This is a genomic window from Aeromonas sp. XH (assembly GCF_033348475.1).
In the GTDB taxonomy this organism is placed as follows: domain Bacteria; phylum Pseudomonadota; class Gammaproteobacteria; order Enterobacterales; family Aeromonadaceae; genus Aeromonas; species Aeromonas sanarellii.
The window spans coordinates 676,118-696,413 of record NZ_CP137630.1; the positions used below are offsets into that span (position 1 = coordinate 676,118).

Annotated in this window: 18 protein-coding genes; 15 read left to right on the top strand and 3 right to left on the bottom strand. The window is 63.3% G+C overall.

Translation table 11 applies throughout. The features are described from left to right. The first annotated feature begins 3 nt into the window (after positions 1-3). The 5 genes from lepB to pdxJ all read left to right on the top strand — a co-directional run bounded on the left by lepB (position 4) and on the right by pdxJ (position 4,034). Positions 4-942, top strand: coding sequence for a signal peptidase I (gene lepB / locus R2B70_RS03245; protein ID WP_318162623.1), 939 nt, complete (start codon positions 4-6; stop codon positions 940-942). After that, positions 943-1,614 (top strand): ribonuclease III, encoded by a 672-nt coding sequence (rnc, locus tag R2B70_RS03250; RefSeq protein ID WP_042077212.1) that lies wholly within the window; start codon positions 943-945, stop codon positions 1,612-1,614. Further along, positions 1,611-2,516 (top strand): GTPase Era, encoded by a 906-nt coding sequence (gene era / locus R2B70_RS03255; RefSeq protein WP_209794061.1) that lies wholly within the window; start codon positions 1,611-1,613, stop codon positions 2,514-2,516. Before rnc ends, era begins: the two co-directional genes overlap by 4 nt. Beyond that, on the top strand, positions 2,517-3,224 hold the full coding sequence (gene recO, locus R2B70_RS03260; protein WP_318162624.1) for a DNA repair protein RecO: 708 nt from the start codon (positions 2,517-2,519) through the stop codon (positions 3,222-3,224). Between the two features lie 72 nt (positions 3,225-3,296). Further along, positions 3,297-4,034: a pyridoxine 5'-phosphate synthase gene (pdxJ, locus tag R2B70_RS03265; RefSeq protein ID WP_042077208.1), complete on the top strand. Its 738-nt coding sequence runs from the start codon at positions 3,297-3,299 to the stop codon at positions 4,032-4,034. Positions 4,035-4,186: 152 nt separating this feature from the next. Here the strand turns inward: pdxJ and R2B70_RS03270 are convergent, their stop codons facing one another. The 3 genes from R2B70_RS03270 to barA form a co-directional block, all read right to left on the bottom strand. Next, positions 4,187-5,083, bottom strand: coding sequence for an N-acetylmuramoyl-L-alanine amidase (locus R2B70_RS03270; RefSeq protein WP_318162625.1), 897 nt, complete (start codon positions 5,081-5,083; stop codon positions 4,187-4,189). A gap of 32 nt (positions 5,084-5,115) precedes the next feature. Next, positions 5,116-5,601, bottom strand: coding sequence for a DUF1456 family protein (locus R2B70_RS03275; protein ID WP_042077205.1), 486 nt, complete (start codon positions 5,599-5,601; stop codon positions 5,116-5,118). Positions 5,602-5,664: 63 nt separating this feature from the next. Continuing rightward, positions 5,665-8,400, bottom strand: coding sequence for a two-component sensor histidine kinase BarA (gene barA, locus R2B70_RS03280; protein WP_318162626.1), 2,736 nt, complete (start codon positions 8,398-8,400; stop codon positions 5,665-5,667). Positions 8,401-8,672: 272 nt separating this feature from the next. Here barA and rlmD point away from each other — a divergent pair, with 272 nt between their 5' ends. The 10 genes from rlmD (at position 8,673) to surE (ending at position 20,295) form a co-directional block, all read left to right on the top strand. Beyond that, positions 8,673-9,995 carry a 23S rRNA (uracil(1939)-C(5))-methyltransferase RlmD gene (rlmD, locus tag R2B70_RS03285; protein WP_209794064.1) on the top strand — a complete coding sequence of 441 codons (1,323 nt, stop codon included), beginning with the start codon at positions 8,673-8,675 and terminating at the stop codon, positions 9,993-9,995. A gap of 319 nt (positions 9,996-10,314) precedes the next feature. Beyond that, the gene (gene relA / locus R2B70_RS03290) at positions 10,315-12,525 is read left to right on the top strand and encodes a GTP diphosphokinase (RefSeq protein ID WP_318162627.1); all 2,211 of its coding nucleotides are present in this window, start codon (positions 10,315-10,317) and stop codon (positions 12,523-12,525) included. 170 nt (positions 12,526-12,695) lie between these two features. Then, the gene (gene mazG, locus R2B70_RS03295) at positions 12,696-13,493 is read left to right on the top strand and encodes a nucleoside triphosphate pyrophosphohydrolase (RefSeq protein ID WP_209794065.1); all 798 of its coding nucleotides are present in this window, start codon (positions 12,696-12,698) and stop codon (positions 13,491-13,493) included. Between the two features lie 219 nt (positions 13,494-13,712). Continuing rightward, on the top strand, positions 13,713-15,350 hold the full coding sequence (pyrG, locus tag R2B70_RS03300; RefSeq protein ID WP_041211063.1) for a glutamine hydrolyzing CTP synthase: 1,638 nt from the start codon (positions 13,713-13,715) through the stop codon (positions 15,348-15,350). A gap of 89 nt (positions 15,351-15,439) precedes the next feature. Beyond that, entirely contained in the window at positions 15,440-16,741 is a 1,302-nt protein-coding gene (eno, locus tag R2B70_RS03305; protein WP_318162628.1) for a phosphopyruvate hydratase, read from the top strand. A 177-nt stretch (positions 16,742-16,918) separates the two neighbouring features. Next, the gene (ftsB, locus tag R2B70_RS03310) at positions 16,919-17,236 is read left to right on the top strand and encodes a cell division protein FtsB (RefSeq protein ID WP_041211065.1); all 318 of its coding nucleotides are present in this window, start codon (positions 16,919-16,921) and stop codon (positions 17,234-17,236) included. Beyond that, positions 17,229-17,960 (top strand): 2-C-methyl-D-erythritol 4-phosphate cytidylyltransferase, encoded by a 732-nt coding sequence (ispD, locus tag R2B70_RS03315; protein WP_318162629.1) that lies wholly within the window; start codon positions 17,229-17,231, stop codon positions 17,958-17,960. The genes ftsB and ispD overlap by 8 nt, the downstream gene beginning before the upstream one ends. Positions 17,961-18,033: 73 nt before the next feature. Then, positions 18,034-18,510 (top strand): 2-C-methyl-D-erythritol 2,4-cyclodiphosphate synthase, encoded by a 477-nt coding sequence (gene ispF / locus R2B70_RS03320; RefSeq protein WP_042077195.1) that lies wholly within the window; start codon positions 18,034-18,036, stop codon positions 18,508-18,510. Continuing rightward, entirely contained in the window at positions 18,510-19,568 is a 1,059-nt protein-coding gene (gene truD, locus R2B70_RS03325) for a tRNA pseudouridine(13) synthase TruD (RefSeq protein WP_318163314.1), read from the top strand. The genes ispF and truD overlap by 1 nt, the downstream gene beginning before the upstream one ends. Next, positions 19,549-20,295, top strand: a complete 747-nt coding sequence (gene surE / locus R2B70_RS03330; RefSeq protein WP_216990978.1) for a 5'/3'-nucleotidase SurE — start codon at positions 19,549-19,551, stop codon at positions 20,293-20,295. Before truD ends, surE begins: the two co-directional genes overlap by 20 nt. Position 20,296 lies beyond the last annotated feature (1 nt).

Sequence of the window (20,296 nt, forward strand, 5' to 3'; positions counted from 1 at the left end):
TCGATGGCAAGCACCTTTTCCCTGATCCTCGTCGTCGTCACCGTACTGACCGGCATCATCTGGACCGTCGACAAGCTGGTCTGGGCCAAACAGCGGGCGGCCAAGATCGCGGCCGCTCGTGCCAGCGCCGGCCCGGGCGTGGACGAGAAGACCCTGGCCAAGGTGGCCCCCATGCCGGTCTGGATCGAACAGACCGGCGGGGTCTTCCCTGTCATCGCCCTGGTGCTGATCCTGCGCTCCTTCATCTTCGAGCCGTTCCAGATCCCGTCCGGCTCCATGATGCCCACCCTGCTGGTGGGCGACTTCATTCTGGTGGAGAAGTTCGCCTACGGCCTCAAGGATCCGGTGACCAACACCAAGTTCCTCGAGACCGGCTCCCCTGAGCGCGGCGACGTGGTGGTCTTCAAGTATCCGCTGGATACCCGGGTGGACTACATCAAGCGGGTGGTCGGCATGCCGGGGGATAGGGTCATCTATCGCAACAAGGAGCTGATGATACGGCCGCGCTGTGTGGAAGAGAGCCGCGATGAACAGGAAGGGAAAACCTGCCCGGGCTTCGAGAAGCTGGACGTCAAGTTCGAGCAGCGTGGCGAATTCAGCCAGATGGGGATCCCGCTGGATCGCTACACCGAGCAGCTGGGCGAGGTTTCTCACGAGACCCTTCGCAACCCGCTGATGCCGGACCTGGTGGATCGCTACTATCGCCAGCCCGGTACCTACCCGGATGAGTGGGTGGTGCCGGAAGGCCACTACTTCGTGATGGGCGACAACCGCGACAACAGCACCGACAGCCGTTTCTGGGGCTTCGTGCCCGAGCAGAACCTGGTGGGCAAGGCCGTCGCCATCTGGATCAGTTTCGAATTCGAGCGCGAGGAAGGCTCCAGCTTGCCGAGCTGGGTGCCGACCGGTGTGCGCTTCAACCGCATTGGCGGAATCAAGTAAATGAATATCAAGATGAACAGACTGCAGTCCCGTCTCGGGCATGTCTTTCAGGAACCTGAGCTGCTGACCCGGGCACTGACCCATCGCAGCGCCGGCTCCCGCCATAACGAGCGCCTGGAATTCCTGGGAGACTCCATCCTGAGCCTGGTGATTGCCGACGATCTCTTCCACCGCTTCCCGCAGGCGGCGGAGGGGGATCTCAGCCGGATGCGTGCCACCCTGGTGCGCGAGAAGACGCTGGCCGAACTGGGCCGGGAGTTCGACCTAGGGGATCACCTGATCCTGGGGCCGGGCGAGCTCAAGAGCGGCGGTTTTCGCCGCGAGTCGATCCTGGCCGACACGGTCGAGGCGGTGATCGGCGCCATCTATCTGGATACGGACCTGGAACGGGTGCGCAGCCTCCTGCTCGGCTGGTACGCCAGCCGCCTGGAGGAGATCAAGCCCGGCATCGAGCAGAAGGATCCCAAGACCCGGTTGCAGGAGATCCTGCAGGGCAGCCGCAAATCCCTGCCGACCTACACGGTGACCAACGTCAAGGGCGAAGCCCACAACCAGGAGTTCACCGTCCAGTGCGAAGTGGATGGTCTGGATGGTCCCCTGGTCGGGGTCGGCACCAGCCGCCGCAAGGCCGAACAGGCCGCCGCGCAGCAAGCATTGGAAAGATTGTCATGACGGATACAGATAGCACCTACTGCGGCTTTGTCGCCATCGTCGGCCGCCCCAACGTGGGCAAGTCCACCCTGCTGAACAAGCTGCTCGGTCAGAAGGTCAGCATCACCTCGAAGAAGCCCCAGACCACCCGTCACCGGATCCTGGGGATCGACACCGAGGAGAACTACCAGACCATCTACGTGGACACCCCGGGTCTGCACATCGAAGAGAAACGGGCCATCAACCGCCTGATGAACCGCGCCGCCACCAGTTCCCTGGGGGACGTGGCCATGGTGGTGTTCGTGGTGGACGGCACCCACTGGACCAAGGACGACGAGATGGTGCTGGGCAAGTTGCGCCACCTCAAGTGCCCCGTGGTGCTGGCGGTCAACAAGATCGACAACGTCAAGGAAAAGGAAGACCTGCTGCCCCACCTGGAGTGGCTGGGCCAGCAGATGGCCTTCTCCCACATCCTGCCCATCAGCGCCGAGAAGGGCACCAACGTGGAGAAGATCCGCGAGTGGGCCAAGGATCTGCTGCCGGAGAACGTGCACTTCTTCCCGGAAGACTACGTGACCGACCGCTCCTCCCGCTTCATGGCCTCCGAGATCATCCGCGAGAAGCTGATGCGCTTCACCGGTGAGGAGCTGCCCTACTCGGTGACGGTGGAGATCGAACGCTTCAAGGTCGAGGAGAACGGCCTCTACCATATCCATGGCCTGATCCTGGTGGAGCGCGACGGCCAGAAGAAGATGGTCATCGGCAACAAGGGCGAGAAGATCAAGACCATAGGCACCGAGGCGCGCCTCGACATGGAGCGACTGTTCCAGAACAAGGTGCACCTGGAGCTCTGGGTCAAGGTCAAGTCCGGCTGGGCCGACGACGAGCGCGCCCTGCGCAGCCTCGGGTATGGTGATGACTGATTGCTGACCCCGGCTTTCGTCATCCACAGTCGGCCCTATCGGGAGACCAGCCAGCTGGTCGAGGTCTTCACCCAGGATAGCGGCCGATTCACCCTAGTGGCTCGCGGTTCCCGCGGGCCACGCTCCTCTCTGAAGGGGCTGTTGCAGCCCTTCACCCTGCTCACCATCGCCTGGCGCGGCAAAGGGGATCTCAAGAACCTCACCCAGGTGGAGTGCCCGGATCACTCCCTGCGTCTCGGCGGCGATCGCCTCTTCTACGGCCTCTATCTCAACGAGCTGGTCTACTACCTGCTGGAAGCGCATACCCCCTTCCCCGAGGTGTTCGACGCCTATGCCCGCGCCATCATGGCCCTGGCGGATGGCGAGACCCCGGAGCTGCCGCTGCGCCGCTTCGAGTTTCTGCTGCTGCAGGCGCTGGGTTATGCGGTGGACTTTGAATATGCCGCCGACGATGAGTCGCCGATCCAGCCCGAACTGCTGTACGGCTTCGAGCGGGAGCTCGGCTTTGTCGCTTGCGAGCGGGCGCCGGATCCCCGTACCCTGTTCCTCGGCGCCCACCTGCTGGCCTTCGCCGAGGGGCGTTTCGACACGCCCCCCCTGTTGCAGGCGGCCAAGCGATTCAGCCGGCTGGCACTGCAGCCCTATCTGGGAAAGCGGCAGTTGAAGAGCCGGGAGCTGTTTTTAAAACGCAGAGCCACGCAAGGCTGACATACGGATATCGAGGCTGACGCCAGGGCGGCAGCCGCACAGTTAACAGAAGTATTTTCAAGGAGTTAAGCAATGAGCGAGATCTACCTGGGCGTGAACATCGACCATATCGCCACCCTGCGCAATGCCCGCGGCACCCAGTACCCGGATCCGGTGCAGGCCGCCTTCGTGGCCGAGCAGGCCGGGGCCGATGGCATCACTGTGCACCTGCGGGAAGATCGCCGCCACATCACAGACCGGGACGTGGAGATCCTGCGCCAGACCATCCAGACCAGGATGAACCTGGAGATGGCGGTGACCGAGGAGATGATAGGTATCGCCTGCCGCATCAAGCCCCACTTCGTCTGCCTGGTGCCGGAGAAGCGTACCGAGGTGACCACCGAGGGGGGCCTGGACGTGGCCGGCCAGCTGGACAAGGTGACCGATGCGGTGACCCGCCTGGCCGCCGTCGGTGCCCAGGTGTCGCTCTTCATCGATGCCGACCCCATCCAGATCGACGCGGCTGCGGAGAGCGGCGCCCCCTTCATCGAGATCCACACCGGCCGCTACGCCGATGCCACCACGGATGCCGAGCGCAACGCCGAGTTCAAGCGCATCGCCGCCGGGGCCTCCTATGCTGCCGGCAAGGGGCTCAAGGTCAATGCCGGCCACGGCCTGCACTACCACAACGTCAAGGCCATCGCCGCCATCCCCGAGCTCTATGAGCTCAACATCGGCCACGCCATCATAGGTCGCGCCGCCTTCGACGGCCTGGCCAAGGCGGTCAGCGACATGCGCCTGCTGATGCAGGAAGCCCGTCAGGGGATCTGACCTCAGCCCTGTTGCCGATGACAACCAACGAGGGACGCCGTGGCGTCCCTCGTTGTCTTTGGTGTGCAGGGGGCAGTCCGGCCCTGTCAGGTCGCTCAGGAGAGGGGTTGGCATCCAGCATCCCCATATCTGCGAAGACCGCAGGCCCTTGCCTATTGCTCGGGGAAGTAGCGCTCCAGCAACGCCATCAGGATGGCCTGGCACTCGGCATCCGACTCTCCGGTTATCAGGGCCGGGCGGAAATGGAGCTGGAAGGCGCGCATCGCGGCGCGGCTCTGCTCGTCCCACTCGCCGCTCGGCGCTATGCCATAGCCGTATCGGGCCAGCTGCTGCTGCCATTGCAGGGCATCCCAGGCGGGGAGTGGCGTCTGGCGCAGCTCGGCCACCCTGGCCTCGTCGGGCCAGGCGCCGACCCCGTACTCCAGGGCCAGCGTGCGCCAGGGGAAGTGGGGACCGGGATCCTGCTTGCGCTCGGGGGCGACGTCGCTGTGGGCCAGCACCTGGGTCGGCGGTATGTCGTAACGCCGGACCAGTTCACGGGCCAGGGCGCCGACGGCGGCGATCTGGGCCGGGGTATAGGGCTGCCAGCGTCTCAGGTGGGCGGGCAGGGCCGCTTCTGTCTCGTCATACCCGAGATTCACTATCTCTATGCCCAGGGAGCTGGCGTTGAGCCCCGCATACTGATGCCAGCGGCTGCGACCGGCATGCCAGGCGCGCTGGCTGTCGGGCACCAGCTGGTAGACGGGCAGCGGACTCTGATCGGTATCGCGCGGCACCAGATAGTGGGCGCTCACCTTGTGCTCGGGTTCGGTCAGGAGGCGCAGGGAGCGGGTGTCGTCCTCATCCGTGTAGTGCAGGATCAGGAAGGCGATGCGGTCATTCTGGCTGGCGCTGGCATACCGGGTATCGAGGCGGTAGGGGGCGGGCTGGCAGGCGCCGAGCAGCAGGATGAGGGGCAGTGACCAGAGCCAGCGCAGGCTGGCAGGGGGCCGGCACGCCCCGCCGCCCGCCGGCAGACGGTCGGACAGCGGCCTGCCGCGTCGGCTCATGGCTCAGCCTCGCGCCTTGCCAGGGGCGGTGATCACGGCTCGGACCTGTACTTGGCGGTCAGGCCGATCAGGAAGTTGCGCAGGATCTGATCCCCGCAATCCTGATAGTGCTTGTGATCCCTGGCGCGGAACAGGGCGCTCAGCTCGGACTTGGAGAGGTTGAAGTTCGCGAGCTTGAGGGTGCCCAGCATGTCCTCTTCCTTGTAGTTGAGGCCGATGCGCAGCTTGCGCAGGATCAGGTTGTTGTTGATCCGGTTCGGGATCACCTGGGGCGGCGCATCCTCCCGCACGCCGCGGCGCAGGGCGATGAAGCCGTCGAGAAACTGGCTCAGGGCCGAGTCCGGGCAGGCGGCAAAGCCCGCTTCCTGTGCCTCGCCCTCTTCCGCCTCCTTCATCAGCCAGCCGTGGAGCTGGGCGTGGGTGATGGCCAGATTGCCCTTGGCGAAGATCTCGACCATCTGGTCGTTGCTGATGCTGAGGGCATAGCGCAGGCGGCGCAGAATATCGTTGTTGGTCATGTTGACTCCTGTGGAAACGGCGCGATGTTACCACCTGCCGGCGTCGCAGTCAGAAAAAGCGCCTCAGTCGGCCAGGGCCAGGTAAGGGGGGGCCTCCCGCCTCACCTGCTCCAGGGCATCCTGCAGCTCCAGCAACTCGGGTTCGAGATCGCTCACGGGCACCCCGTCCCGCAGCTGCTGCTCGAGCTGGGAGAGCAGGCGTTGCAGGCCGGGCACTCCGGAGTAGGCGCAGCCGCCGTTGAGGCGGTGGAGCTGGGCCAGCACCTCGGCGTCGTCGACTGCCCCTTCCAGGGCCGCCTCCAGCAGGGGCTCCACTTCGTCGAAACTGGCCAGCAGCATGGTCAGCATCTCCTTGGCCAGCGCCTGCTTGCCGGCGGCCTGGCGCACGGCGAGGTCCCAGTCTATCTGTCGATCTCCGTGATTCTGGTGGCGCCGGTGGGCGAAGTCGGTGATGAGCTGCGCCAGCATCCCCTCGTCGATGGGCTTGGCCAGGTAGTCATCCATCCCCTGGCGGATCAACCGCTCCCGCTCGCCCGGGATGGCGTGGGCGGTCACCGCGACTATGGGGGTCTCGGTGTTGAGGGAGTGATGGCGGATCGCCTGGGTGGCGCTGATGCCGTCCATGACGGGCATCTGGATATCCATGAAGATGATGTCGAACGGCTGGCTCTGGGCCAGGTTGACCGCCTCCTTGCCGTTCTTGCACACCACCACCTCGGTCACCATCTCCTTGAGCATGGCGGCGATGAGCTTGAGGTTGGCTGCGTTGTCATCCACCGCCAGCACCTTGACGGCCTGCACCTTGATCTCCTGCCCGGTGCGCTGCGACGGCGCGGGCAGCGGCGTGCTCCTGGCCGCCTCGGGGGAGAGCAGGGCGTGCAGCAGCTTGCGATGGTTGATGGGTTTGGAGAGGCAGTGGACGGCACCATGGGCCAGCATGGCGTCATAGAGCGACGGCTCGTGGCTGCTGAGCATCACTATGGTGTTCTGCTGGCCGTCCAGGCCGTCGAGGCGGGCAATCACCTGCTGCGGGCTGTGCAGGGTGCTGCTGCCGATGAGCACCATGTCCTGGCTGCTCATCTGGGGCCACTCCTCGTCCACCGTCAGGGAGTGCACGTCCAGCTGCCACTCGGCCAGCAGGGCGAGCAGGGAGGCGTGGGTGAAGGGATCCGGCTCCAGCAGCCAGACCCGCTTGCCGAGGATGCGATCCAGCGGCAGCCGCTCGGTCTGAGGCAGGGGGGAGACATCCAGCTCCAGGTTGAAGGAGAAGACGGAACCCTTGCCAAGCTCGGATTCGAACCGGATCTGCCCCCCCATCTGCTGCACCAGCTTCTGGGTGATGACGAGCCCGAGGCCGGTGCCCCCATAACGGCGCGAGATCGACGAGTCGGCCTGGTTGAAGGCCTGGAACAGCTGGCGCTGCTGCTCTTCCGAGATGCCGATGCCGGTATCGCGAATGAGCACCCGCAGGCGCACCTTGTTGCTGCTCGATTCGCCGGTCTGCTCGACACGCACGTCCACGTTGCCGCGCTCGGTGAACTTGATGGCGTTGCCGGTGAGGTTGGTGAGCACCTGCTGCAGGCGCATGGGGTCGCCGGTGAGGTAGTCCGGCACGGCGGCATCCACCTGCAGGGAGAGCTCGAGCTGCTTGTCGTGGGCGCTGGGGCCCAGCAGATGCATGGTCTCGTTGAGGGTGTCCCGCAGGCTGAAGGGGATATGCTCCAGTTGCAGCTTGCCCGCCTCCAGCTTGGAGAAGTCGAGGATGTCGTTGATGATGCCGAGCAGGTTGCGCGCCGACTTCTCTATGGTCTGCATGTAGTCGGTCTGGCTCGGGGTCAGGCTGGTCTTGAGCAGCTGGCGGGTGAAGCCGATGACGCCGTTGAGGGGGGTGCGCAGCTCGTGGGACATGTTGGCGAGGAACTCGGACTTGACCCTGGCCGCCTCCTGGGCGCGCTTCTTCGCCATGTCGAGCTCGACGTTCTGGATCTCGATCTGTTCCAGCGTCTCGCGCAGATCCGAGGTGGCCTGATCGATGTTCTGCTGCATCTCCTCGTGGTATTCAGAGAGCGCCTTTGCCATGGCGTTGATGCCGTTTTTCAGCATGTCCAGCTCGCCGGTGAGTTGGCCGCTGACCCGGGTGTCGAGCCGCCCCTCCCGGATTCGGTGCACCGCCTGCACCATGTCGGTGATGGGCTGGGTCACGCTCTTGACCAGACGAAAGCCGAACAAGGTGCTGATAGCCAGACCGATGAGCACGATGACCACGGCGAAGAAGGCGTCGCGATACTGCAGGACGATGGCCCTGTCCGTGGCGAGCTGCATGGAGATGTAGCCGATGACGGGTGGCTCCAGATCGCTTGGCAGCGGGAAACCGTCCAGGCTGGTCTCGGCCTGGATGGGGGTGCGCAAGATGATGTCATCGCCATTGAAGGAGACGCTGGTCAGGGCCGGGATGACGCTGCCGTCCGGCAGGCGCAACTGGCTGAAGTCCCGATGGTAATTGGAGGTGACGAAGAGCTGGTTGTCCTGGGTGAAGACGGCGATGGACTTGATGAAGGGCGAGTTCTTGCGATGGGTGAGCCCGATCAACCGCTTGAGGGACTCGCGGCTGTGCTGGGTCATCCCGTATTCGCTGGCGATGGCCAGCGGCTCTATGATGTTGATGCCCTGATCGATCAGGTTGTTTTCCAGCTGATGGTAGCGATGGAAGGTAAAGTAACCGGCGATCAGGCCGCCGATGATCAGGGTCGGCAAGATGGTAAAGGCCAGCACACGGGCTCTGAGGCCATACTTGGTCATGCTGGCAAACCGGCGGCAAGGGGGAACAAGGTCATCGCCCCGGGGGCGTGCCGGCGGAGGGGTCGGGCAGGCAATACAGGCGATGTCGCTGTACGGGGTCTCAGGCCGTATCCGGTCATATCAATGGGCCACTTTTGGTCAGAATGGGCGATGGGGCGGATGCCGCGGCTCGGGCACTCAGGCCGTACTTGGTCATACGATTATTCTTGTGGGACAATGGTCTGCCGCAGATTCCACAATCATGACATAGCCACCTATAGGCACCAAGTTTTATGGCCCAGTTTTTCAAGCCCCAAAAGAAATCCACCCAGCCCCAACGTATTGAATTTACGATAGACAGTCTGGATCACCACTGTGTCGGTGTCGGCCGTCATCAGGGCAAGGCGATCTTCGTCGAGGGGGCGCTGCCCGGCGAGCGGATCCAGGCCCGCATCATCGACGACAAGAAGCACTATGCCCACGGTGCCCTGCAGCAGGTGCTGACCCCGGCAGCCAATCGCATCGCCCCCTTCTGCGACCACTATCGCGAGTGTGGAGGTTGCAGCGCCCAGCACCTTGGTGAGGCGGATCAGCAGGCGGTCAAGGAGGCCGGTCTGGTCAGCCTGTTCGAGCGCCTCGGCAACATCCAGGCCCCGGCACTGGATCCCGTGCTGACGGGGGAGTCTCGCGCCTACCGCCGGGTCTGCCGGCTGGCCATCAAGTTTGACAAGAACGGCCGCTGCACCCGGGTGGGTTTCCGCCGTCGTCAATCGAACGATCTGGTGGAGATTGCCGGCTGCCCGGTGCTGGCCGCGCCGCTCTCGGCCCTCATCGCGCCGCTGCGGGACTGCCTCAACCGTCTCAAGAGCCAGCGCGAGCTGGGTCACGCCGAGCTCATCCAGGCCGAGCAGGGCATCATGATGCTGCTGCGCCACACGGGCCGTCCCAACGAGGCGGATCGCGCCCTGCTGATCGAATTCGCGCAAGCGCAAGGGATCGACCTCTATCTGCAGGCGGCGGACGATCGCATCGAACCCCTGCGCCAGCAATTTGCACTCGATTACACACTGGATGGCCTGTCTCTTGCATTTGCCCCCGGTGACTTCATCCAGGTCAATGGCCCCATCAACCAGCGCATGGTCGAGCAGGCGCTGGCCTGGCTCGGGGCGACCCGGGACGACAAGGTGCTGGATCTCTTCTGCGGCATCGGCAACTTCACCCTGCCGCTGGCCCGTCAGGCCCGGGAAGTGGTGGGGGTCGAGGGGGAGCTGGCCATGGTGGCCCGCGCCGAGGAGAACGCCCGCCGCAACGGCATCACCAATGCCCGCTTCTACAAGGCGGACTTGAGTGGCGACATCGTCGGCATGTCCTGGGCGCGGGAGGGATTTGACCTGGTCCTGCTGGATCCGGCGAGGCCCGGCGCCCTGGAGGTGATGAGCCACGTGGTGGCACTTGCACCGAAACGGGTGGTCTATGTCTCCTGCAACCCCGTCACCCTGGCCCGGGACAGCCGGGTGCTGGTGCAGGGGGGCTATCGGTTGACCCGGCTGGGGATGCTGGACATGTTCCCCCACACGGGGCATCTGGAATCCATGGCACTGTTCGAACGGAAGTAAATGGATGTTCCCAAGCAGCGGCCACCTGGAGTCCATGGTGCTGTTTGAACTGGGGGGAACGGACGTTTGTGCCGTGCCCCGGGGCAGGAGGGAGAAGCGGCGGCATTGGTTTTCCGATGGCCGCAGCGCTGTTTGAGCGGGAGTGATTAGGGTAATCTAGATCTTCAAAAATGGACCGGATGTGGGGGAGAGCCCTGCTGCCTTGCACGGCGGCATGCCTTGAAAACTCGCCCGTACATCCCCATTTGAGGCAGTCATCAGCTGATGAGGGGTAGGGAAGGCATCGGCTTTCGGCCCCACACTTTTAAGGATTGATACCATGGTTGCGGTGCGCGATATTCATTTGAAAGACAATTTCACCCTGGAGGAGTGGGTCAGTTCCCTCTCCTTAAGTGAAAGTGACAAGAATCAGCTGCGAACCGTTTACCAGTACTGTCTGACGCTGGGTGACGAGGTGCTCACCAACCGCTTGCTGGTGCGCGGCGTCGAGATGGTGGGCATACTGCTGATGCTCAGCATGGATCTCGCCACCCTCAAGGCCGCCATTCTCTACCCCTTCGTCGAAGCGGGCCTCATCAGCCAGGAAAAGGTGAACGAGGACTTCGGCGCCAAGATCGCCAAGCTGGTGGAAGGGGTGCTGGAGATGGAGGCCATCCGCTCCCTGCAGACCCTGCACCGCAGCGAAACCTCCCCGGAACAGGTCGACAACGTGCGCCGCATGCTGCTCGCCATGGTGGAGGATGTGCGCGCCGTGGTGATCAAGCTGGCGGAGCGCATCGCCTGCCTGCGGGAGGCGAAGAAGGCCGATGAAGAGACCCGGGTGCTGATGGCCCAGGAGATCACCAACATCTATGCGCCGCTCGCGAACCGCCTCGGCATCGGCCAGCTCAAGTGGGAGCTGGAGGATCTCGCCTTCCGCTACCTGCATCCGGACACCTACAAGCAGATCGCCAAGCAACTCGACGAGAAACGTCTCGATCGGGAGCGTTACATCCGCGACTTCGTGCAAACCCTGCGGGATGCCCTGAAGGAGGCGGGGGTGGAGGCCGAGGTCTACGGCCGGCCGAAACACATCTACAGCATCTGGCGCAAGATGCAGAAGAAGCACCTCGAGTTCAACGAGCTGTTCGACGTGCGCGCGGTGCGGGTGATCACCAAGCGGCTGCAGGATTGCTACGCGGCGCTCGGCATAGTCCACACCCACTTCCACCATATCCCCCGCGAATTTGACGACTATGTCGCCAACCCCAAGCCCAACGGCTACCAGTCCATCCACACCGTGGTGGTGGGGGAAGAGGGCAAGACGGTGGAGATCCAGATCCGCACCGAGCAGATGCATCAGGACGCGGAGCTCGGCGTCGCCGCCCACTGGCGCTACAAGGAAGGGGCCCAGGCGGCTACCAAGACCAACACCTTCGAAGACAAGATCGAGTGGCTGCGCAAGCTCCTCGCCTGGCAGGAGGATCTCTCCGAGAGCGGATCATTGCTGGACGATCTGCGCAGCCAGGTGTTCGAGGACAGGGTCTATGTGTTCACCCCCAAGGGGGACGTCATCGACCTGCCGGCGGGCGCCACGCCGCTCGACTTCGCCTATCACGTGCACAGCATGATCGGCCACCGCTGCATCGGCACCAAGATAGACGGTCGCATCGTGCCCTTCACCTATACGCTGCAGACCGGCGATCAGGTGGAGGTGATCACCCAGAAGGAGCCGAACCCGAGCCGCGACTGGATGAATCCGAACGCCGGCTTCCTGCGCTCCAGCCGGGCGCGGGCCAAGGTGGCCACCTGGTTCAGGAAGCTGGATCGGGACAAGAACATCGCCGCCGGCAAGGAGTTGCTGGAGAAGGAGCTGGACAGGCACAACCTGACCCTCTCCAAGGTGGACAAGGTGGTGCTGGAACGCTTCCACGCCGAGGAGCTGGAGGACCTGCTGGCCGGTATCGGCAGCGGCGACATCCGCATCAACCAGCTGCTCAACTACCTGGACACCCGCTACAACAAGCCGACCGCCGAGGAAGAGGATCGCCGGCTGCTGGAGAAGCTGGAGCAGAAGGCCAACGTGCCGTTCCGTCCCAAGCCCAAGGACCACATCGTGGTCGAGGGGGTCGGCAATCTGATGACTCATATAGCCCGCTGCTGCCAGCCCATCCCGGGGGACGCCATCCAGGGCTTCATCACCATGGGTCGGGGTGTCTCCATCCACCGGGAGGATTGCGAGCAGCTCAAGGAGCTGTCGCGTCGCAACCCGGAGCGGCTGATCGATGCTGTCTGGGGGGAAAACTACTCCGGCGGCTACGGCCTCACCATCCGCATCCTCTCCAACGACAGATCCGGCCTGCTGCGCGACATCACGACCGTGCTCGCCAACGAGAAGATCAACGTGATGGGGGTGCGCTCGCGCTCCAACGTGCGCGAGCAGACCGCCGAAATAGACATGGAGCTGGAGATCTACAACATCAACGCCTTCAACCGGGCCCTGGCCAAGCTCAGCCAGCTCAACGACGTGATCAGCGCCAAGCGGCTGTAATGCTCAATCGACCGGCCCCAGTGGTCGGTCTGCATTTTCGCCCTCTCTGTAGCGCATTGAAGACGGATATCACGTGCCCCATCTCCTGCCGCCATGGCTCCACATCATGTGGAGCAGTTGCGGGACCTAATTTGATGAACCCCATTTACCGAATCGAAAGTGAGTTGCCCATGTCCCAACGCTACGACCTGCCCCAACTGCTCGACATCATGGCCCGCCTGCGCGACCCGGACGGGGGTTGTCCCTGGGATCTCAAGCAGAGCTTCCAGACCATAGTGCCCCACACTCTGGAGGAGGCCTATGAGGTGGCCGACGCCATCGAGACCCAGGATTGGCAGGGGTTGAAGGGCGAGCTCGGGGATCTTCTGTTCCAGGTGGTGTTCTACGCCCAGCTCGGCAAGGAGCAGGGGCTGTTCGATTTCGCCGACATCGTCGACACCGTGAGCGAGAAGCTCATTCGCCGCCATCCTCACGTCTTCTCTGACGCCGACCTTGGCGACGAGCAGGCGGTGAAGGCGAACTGGGAGGCGGAAAAGGCCAGAGAGCGCGCCGCCCTCGACAAAGCGAGCGTGCTGGATGACATTCCCCTCTCGCTGCCGGCCCTGACCCGGGCCGCCAAGATCCAGAAGCGCTGCGCCACCGTCGGCTTCGACTGGAAGACCCTGGGCCCCGTGGTGGACAAGATCCACGAGGAGATCGACGAGGTGATGGAAGAGGCGCTGATGGCGGACGTGGACGAGGCACGGGTGAGCGACGAGCTCGGCGACCTGCTGTTTGCCACCGTCAACCTGGTGCGCCATCTGGGCAAGGATCCCGAGCAGGTGCTGCGGGCCGCCAACGCCAAGTTCGAGCGTCGTTTTCGTCAGGTTGAGCAGTTTATTGCCGCGGAAGGGCTGAAAATGACGGATTGCTCCCTGGAGAAGCTGGACGCCGCCTGGTCCAAGGCCAAGGAAACCGAGCAGAGTTGACAGCGCGGGAATGGTGGATTGCCCCTGCAGAAACCGGATGTCATCCGGGACGGAACCAAAGAATCCGAGCAAAGTTGATTTGGCGCAAGACGGGGGGGCGGGGAGCCTGATAGATTTTTGTTCATTGTTTGGGAGTGGGGGTTTTGGTATACTGTTTCCCCGTCCTGCTTCATCCCCGAAGCACCCCTTAAAATTCCCTAAACTTCTTTCAGGTTCAGCATGACGACCAAATATATTTTTGTGACTGGTGGCGTTGTTTCATCCCTCGGCAAAGGCATTGCCGCAGCTTCTCTGGCAGCCATTCTGGAAGCCCGTGGTCTGGATGTGACCATCATGAAACTGGACCCCTATATCAACGTGGATCCGGGCACCATGAGCCCGACCCAGCACGGTGAAGTGTTCGTGACCGAGGACGGGGCCGAGACCGATCTGGACTTGGGCCACTACGAGCGTTTCATCCGCACCAAGATGACCCGCCGCAACAACTTCACCACTGGCCGCATTTACGCTGACGTGCTGCGCAAGGAGCGTCGTGGCGACTATCTGGGCGCCACCATCCAGGTCATCCCGCACATCACCAACGCCATCAAGGAGCGGGTGATTGCCGGTGCCGAAGGCCACCAGGTCGCCATCGTCGAGGTGGGCGGCACAGTGGGCGACATCGAGTCCCTGCCGTTCCTCGAAGCCATTCGTCAGCTGGCGGCCATCGTGGGTCGCAACAACGCCATGTTCATGCACCTGACCCTGGTTCCCTACCTGGCCGCTGCCGGCGAGGTGAAGACCAAGCCGACCCAGCACTCCGTGAAGGAGCTGCTCTCCATCGGTATCCAGCCGGACGTGCTGATCTGCCGCTCCGATCGCGCCATTCCGGCCAACGAGCGCGCCAAGATCGCCCTGTTCTGCAACGTGCCCGAGCGCGCCGTCATCTCCATGAAGGACGTCGACTCCATCTACAAGATCCCGGCGCTGCTGAAATCCCAGGGGCTGGACGGCTACATCACCGAACGCTTCGGCATCGAGTGCAAGGAAGCGGATCTGGCCGAGTGGGAACAGGTCATCTATGAAGAGGCCAACCCGACTGCGGAAGTGACCATCGGCATGGTCGGCAAGTACGTCTCCCTGCCGGACGCCTACAAGTCCGTGAACGAGGCGCTCAAGCACGGTGGCCTGAAGACCCGTCTCTCCGTCAACATCAAGTACATCGATTCCCAGGACATCGAGACCCGTGGCGCCGAGCTGCTGGAAGGTCTGGATGCGATCCTGGTGCCGGGCGGCTTCGGCGAGCGCGGCGTGGAAGGCAAGATCCTGGCCGCCAAGTATGCCCGCGAGAACAAGATCCCCTACCTGGGCATCTGCCTCGGCATGCAGGTCGCCCTGATCGAATACGCCCGCAACGTGGCGGGCATGGAAGGGGCTCACTCCTCCGAATTCAAGAAAGATTGCGCCTATCCGGTCGTCGGCCTTATCACCGAGTGGGTGGATGATGAAGGCAACGTCGAGACCCGGACCGAGAAGTCCGATCTGGGTGGCACCATGCGTCTGGGTTCCCAGCTCTGCCACCTGGTGGAAGACTCCAAGGTGCGCCAGATGTACGGCAGCCCGACCATTTACGAGCGCCACCGTCATCGTTACGAAGTGAACAACAAGTTGCTGCCGCAGATTGAAGCGGCAGGCCTGAAGGTGACCGGTCTCTCCGCCGACAAGAAGCTGGTGGAAATCATCGAGATCCCGGATCACCCCTGGTTCGTGGCCGCGCAGTTCCACCCGGAGTTCACCTCGACTCCCCGTGATGGCCACGCCCTGTTCGCCGGTTTTGTGAAGGCGGCGGGCGAGTATCAGAAGCGTAATTTGAAGTAATTGAAAATAAATGCGGTTGGGGCCCTGTGCCACAGCCGCTTTTTTTGGCATATTTTTGTTGTTTTTTTACGAAACCTGAGGAAATACACATGTCCAAGATCGTTAAAGTGATCGGTCGTGAAATCATCGACTCCCGTGGTAACCCGACCGTTGAGGCCGAAGTTCACTTGGAAGGTGGTTTTGTTGGTATGGCAGCCGCTCCGTCTGGCGCGTCCACCGGTTCCCGCGAAGCGCTGGAACTGCGTGACGGCGACAAGAGCCGTTTCCTGGGTAAAGGCGTGCTGAAAGCCATCGAAGCCGTCAACGGCCCGATCGCCCAGGCTCTGCTGGGTAAAGATGCCAAGGACCAGGCCACTGTCGACCAGATCATGATCGACCTCGACGGTACCGAGAACAAATCCAAGTTCGGCGCCAACGCCATCCTGGCTGTTTCCCTGGCCAACGCCAAGGCTGCTGCCGCTGCCAAGGGCATGCCGCTGTACGCCCACATTGCCGAGCTGAACGGCACCCCGGGTGTCTACTCCATGCCGCTGCCCATGATGAACATCATCAACGGTGGTGAGCACGCCGACAACAACGTCGACATCCAGGAGTTCATGATCCAGCCGGTTGGCGCCAAGACCCTGAAAGAAGCCGTCCGCATGGGCGCAGAAGTGTTCCACAACCTGGCCAAGGTACTGAAGTCCAAGGGCTACAACACCGCCGTCGGTGACGAAGGTGGTTTCGCTCCGAACCTGAAATCCAACGCCGAAGCGCTGGAAGTGATCGCTGAAGCCGTTGCCGCTGCCGGTTACAAGCTGGGCACCGACGTGACCCTGGCCATGGACTGCGCCGCTTCCGAGTTCTACGACGCCGAGAAGAAAGAGTACAACCTGAAGGGCGAAGGTCGTATCTTCACCTCCAACGGTTTCTCCGACTTCCTGGAAGAGCTGACTGCCAAGTTCCCGATCGTCTCCATCGAAGACGGCCTGGACGAATCTGACTGGGAAGGCTTCGCCTACCAGACCCAGAAACTGGGCAAGAAAATCCAGATCGTGGGTGACGACCTGTTCGTAACCAACACCAAGATCCTGAAGCGCGGCATCGACAACGGCATCGCCAACTCCATCCTGATCAAGTTCAACCAGATCGGTTCCCTGACCGAGACTCTGGCTGCCATCAAGATGGCCAAGGACGCTGGCTACACCGCCGTCATCTCCCACCGCTCCGGTGAGACCGAAGACGCCACCATCGCCGACCTGGCCGTGGGTACTGCTGCTGGCCAGATCAAGACCGGTTCCATGAGCCGTTCTGACCGTGTTGCCAAGTACAACCAGCTGATCCGCATCGAAGAAGCCCTGGGTGCCAAGGCTCCGTTCCGCGGTCTGAAAGAAGTGAAGAACCAGGCTTAATTTTCGCCTGCTTCCTAGCCTCCCAAAGCCCCGCCATCCGGCGGGGCTTTTTCGTATCCGCCTCGCCCATGGGCGGGCGCCATGTTTTTTATTCCGGGCACCCCATCCGCGATACAGGCTTTCTTTTGTCTTGCCTGCGAATATGGGAAACTAGGCCGCTTGAAGGAGACTCAGTGCATGCGGCTACTCACTCTTATCCTGCTCCTCCTGTTGGGAGGGCTGCAATATGACTTCTGGCTCGGGAAGAACGGTCTCTCCGACTATCGGGATCTCTCCAATGCCATCGAGCGGCAGCAGCAGGACAACCTGGTGCTCAAGGACCGCAACAACCTGATTTACCGGGAGATCGACGATCTGACCTCGGGCCTGGAGGCCATCGAGGAACTGTCGCGCAACGATCTCGGCTATATCAAGCAGGGCGAGACCTTCTACCGCATCATTCCCAAAGAAAAAGATCAGGCCACCGAGCCTGACGGCGTGCCCTACGATGACTGATCACCATGGCGGCTTGACCGCGATAGTCCCGGCCGCCGGCATCGGCAGCCGCATGGGGGCCGAGTGCCCGAAACAGTATCTGTCGCTGGCGGGGAAGTGCATCCTGGAACACACCCTGGAGCGCCTGCTCTCCCATCCGGCCATAGCCCGGGTGATCGTGGCGCTGGCTCCCCACGACCGCTGGTTCGAGACGCTGGCCGTTGCCGCCGATCCGCGGGTGTGGCGGGTGGAAGGGGGAAGCGAGCGCGCCTGGTCGGTGCTCAATGGGTTGCATGTGGCGCAAGGGGAGTGGGTGCTGGTGCACGACGCCGCCCGTCCCTGCCTCACCCACGGCGATCTCGACCGGCTCATCGCCACCGCCATGGCGTGCGACGGCGCCATCCTCGGCAGCCGGGTGCGCGATACCATGAAGCGCACCGATGCCGCCGGCAACATCCTCGCCACCGTCGAGCGCGAACAGCTCTGGCACGCCCTGACGCCCCAGATGTTCCCCACCGGCCCCCTCAGGCGGGCGCTGGAGGAGGGGCTGGCCCTGGGGGCGGCCATCACCGACGAGGCCTCCGCCATGGAGCGTGCCGGTTTCGCCGTCAGGATGGTGGAGGGGCGTGCCGACAACATCAAGGTGACCCGGCCGGAAGATCTCTCCCTGGCCGAGCTCTATTTACAGCAACAGCGTGCGCGCCAGCCGGCGCGACCCGATTCACCCACAGAGGAGCAGGCATGATCCGCTTGGAACATGGTCTTGAGGCATACCCATTCGATTGGGAAGGTTTGTGCATGATGGGGGAGCAGCAGGCATGATGCGGATCGGACATGGTTTTGACGTACACAAGTTTGGCGGTGAAGGTCCCTGCATGCTGGGCGGGGTGGCGGTGCCCTACGAACAGGGGCTGCTGGCCCACTCCGACGGTGACGTGGTGCTGCACGCGGTGAGCGATGCCCTGCTGGGGGCCATCGGCGCCGGCGACATCGGCCGCCACTTCCCCGATACCGCGGCCGAATTCAAGGGCATAGACAGCCGCATCCTGCTGCGGGACGTCTTCGCCCGGGTACGGCAGGCGGGCTATGCCATCGGCAACCTGGACGTGACCATCATCGCCCAGGCTCCCAAGATGGCGCCCCACATCGGCGCCATGTGCGCCGTGCTGGCCGCGGATCTGCAATGCGAATTGAACCGGGTGAACGTCAAGGCGACCACCACCGAACAACTGGGCTTCACGGGGCGCAAGGAAGGGATCGCCACCGAAGCCGTCGTCCTGCTGGTGAAACAATGATGCTGGAACAGCTTAGCTATCTGCACGGGGCGCCCACCGCCCGGGGCATCCTCAAGGCCGAGGCCGCCGACTTCGTGGTCAATGAAGATCTCGGGTTTGAGCCCTGCGGGGAGGGGGAGCATATCTTCGTCCGGGTGCGTAAAACCGGCGAGAATACCGCCTGGGTGGCGGGCCTGCTGGCGGATGCGGCCGGGGTCGCGCGCAACGCGGTGACCTGGGCCGGGCTGAAAGATCGCCACGCGGTGACCGAGCAGTGGTTCGGCATCCACCTGCCTGGCAAGGCAGAGCCGGATCTGTCGGTCATCGAGAGCGACAGCATCCGGATCCTGCAGGTGAAGCGCCACAACAAGAAGCTGCGGGTCGGCTACCTCAAAGGGAACCACTTCACCCTGCGTCTCACCGGACTGGAGCAGGCCGATGGCCTGGAATCCCGCCTGCAGGCCATCGCCACACTGGGCGTGCCGAACTATTACGGCGAGCAGCGTTTCGGGCGCGAGGGCAACAACCTGGAAGCGGCCAGGGCGATGTTTGCCGGCAAGCGGATCAAGGATCGCAACAAGCGCTCCCTCTATCTCTCCGCGGCGCGCAGCATGCTGTTCAACGCCATCGTCAGCGCCCGCATCGAGCAGGGGCTGGCCCATCAGCTGTTGGCCGGTGACTGCGTGATGCTCAAGGGCAGCCACTCCATCTTCAGCGAAGAGAGCGTGACCCCCGAGCTGGAAGCGCGCCTCGCCTCCGGTGACGTGCAGCTCACCGCGCCCCAGTGGGGTCGTGGCCGACTGGCCAGCCAGGGCGTCGCCGCCGAGTTCGAGCAAGGGGTGCTGACACCCTATACCGATTGGTGCGAGGGGCTGGAGAAGGCCGGGCTGGATCAGGACAGGCGCCCGCTGCTGCTCAAGCCGGAAGGCATGAGCTGGCAGTTGGCAAACGGGGCGCTGACCCTGTCGTTCTTCCTGCCGGCCGGCGCCTTTGCCACCAGCGTGGTACGCGAGTTAATGCAGGCCGAAGAGGCCGATCACGGTTTCAGGAACTCAACCGATGCGAATTCTGGTCAGTAATGACGATGGAGTACATGCCGAGGGCATTCGCGCCCTCAGCGAGGCACTGACTGCCTGTGGCGAGGTCATCGTGGTGGCGCCGGATCGCAACCGCAGCGGCGCGAGTCACTCCCTGACGCTGGAGGTGCCGCTACGGGTCACCCGCATCGCCGAAACCGGGTATCATGCGGTGAAGGGGACGCCGACCGACTGCGTCCACCTCGCGGTCAACGAGCTGGTGCGCCCGGAACCCGACATGGTGGTGGCCGGCATCAACCACGGCGCCAACCTGGGGGATGACGTCATCTACTCCGGCACGGTGGCGGCCGCGACCGAAGGACGTCACCTGGGGTTCCCGTCGCTGGCCATCTCCCTGGTGGGCAAGACCCATTTCGCCACGGCGGCCCACTATGCGGCCCAGTTGGTGAGGGGGATGATGGTGCATCCGCTGCCCGCCGATCAGATCCTCAACGTCAATGTGCCGGACCTGCCCCTCGATCAGATCAAGGGGATCAGGGTGACGCGTCTTGGCAACCGCCATCGCGCCGAGTCGGTGATCTGCACCGAGGATCCCCGTGGCCAGTCCATCTACTGGATAGGCCCTCCCGGCAGCCAGCAGGATGCGGGCGAGGGGACTGATTTCGCCGCCATCGAGCAGGGCTATGTCTCCATCACCCCCTTGACCATCGACATGACTGCCTACAGCAGCCTGGCGAGTCTGGGTGCCTGGCTGGATCTGCAGGGATGAC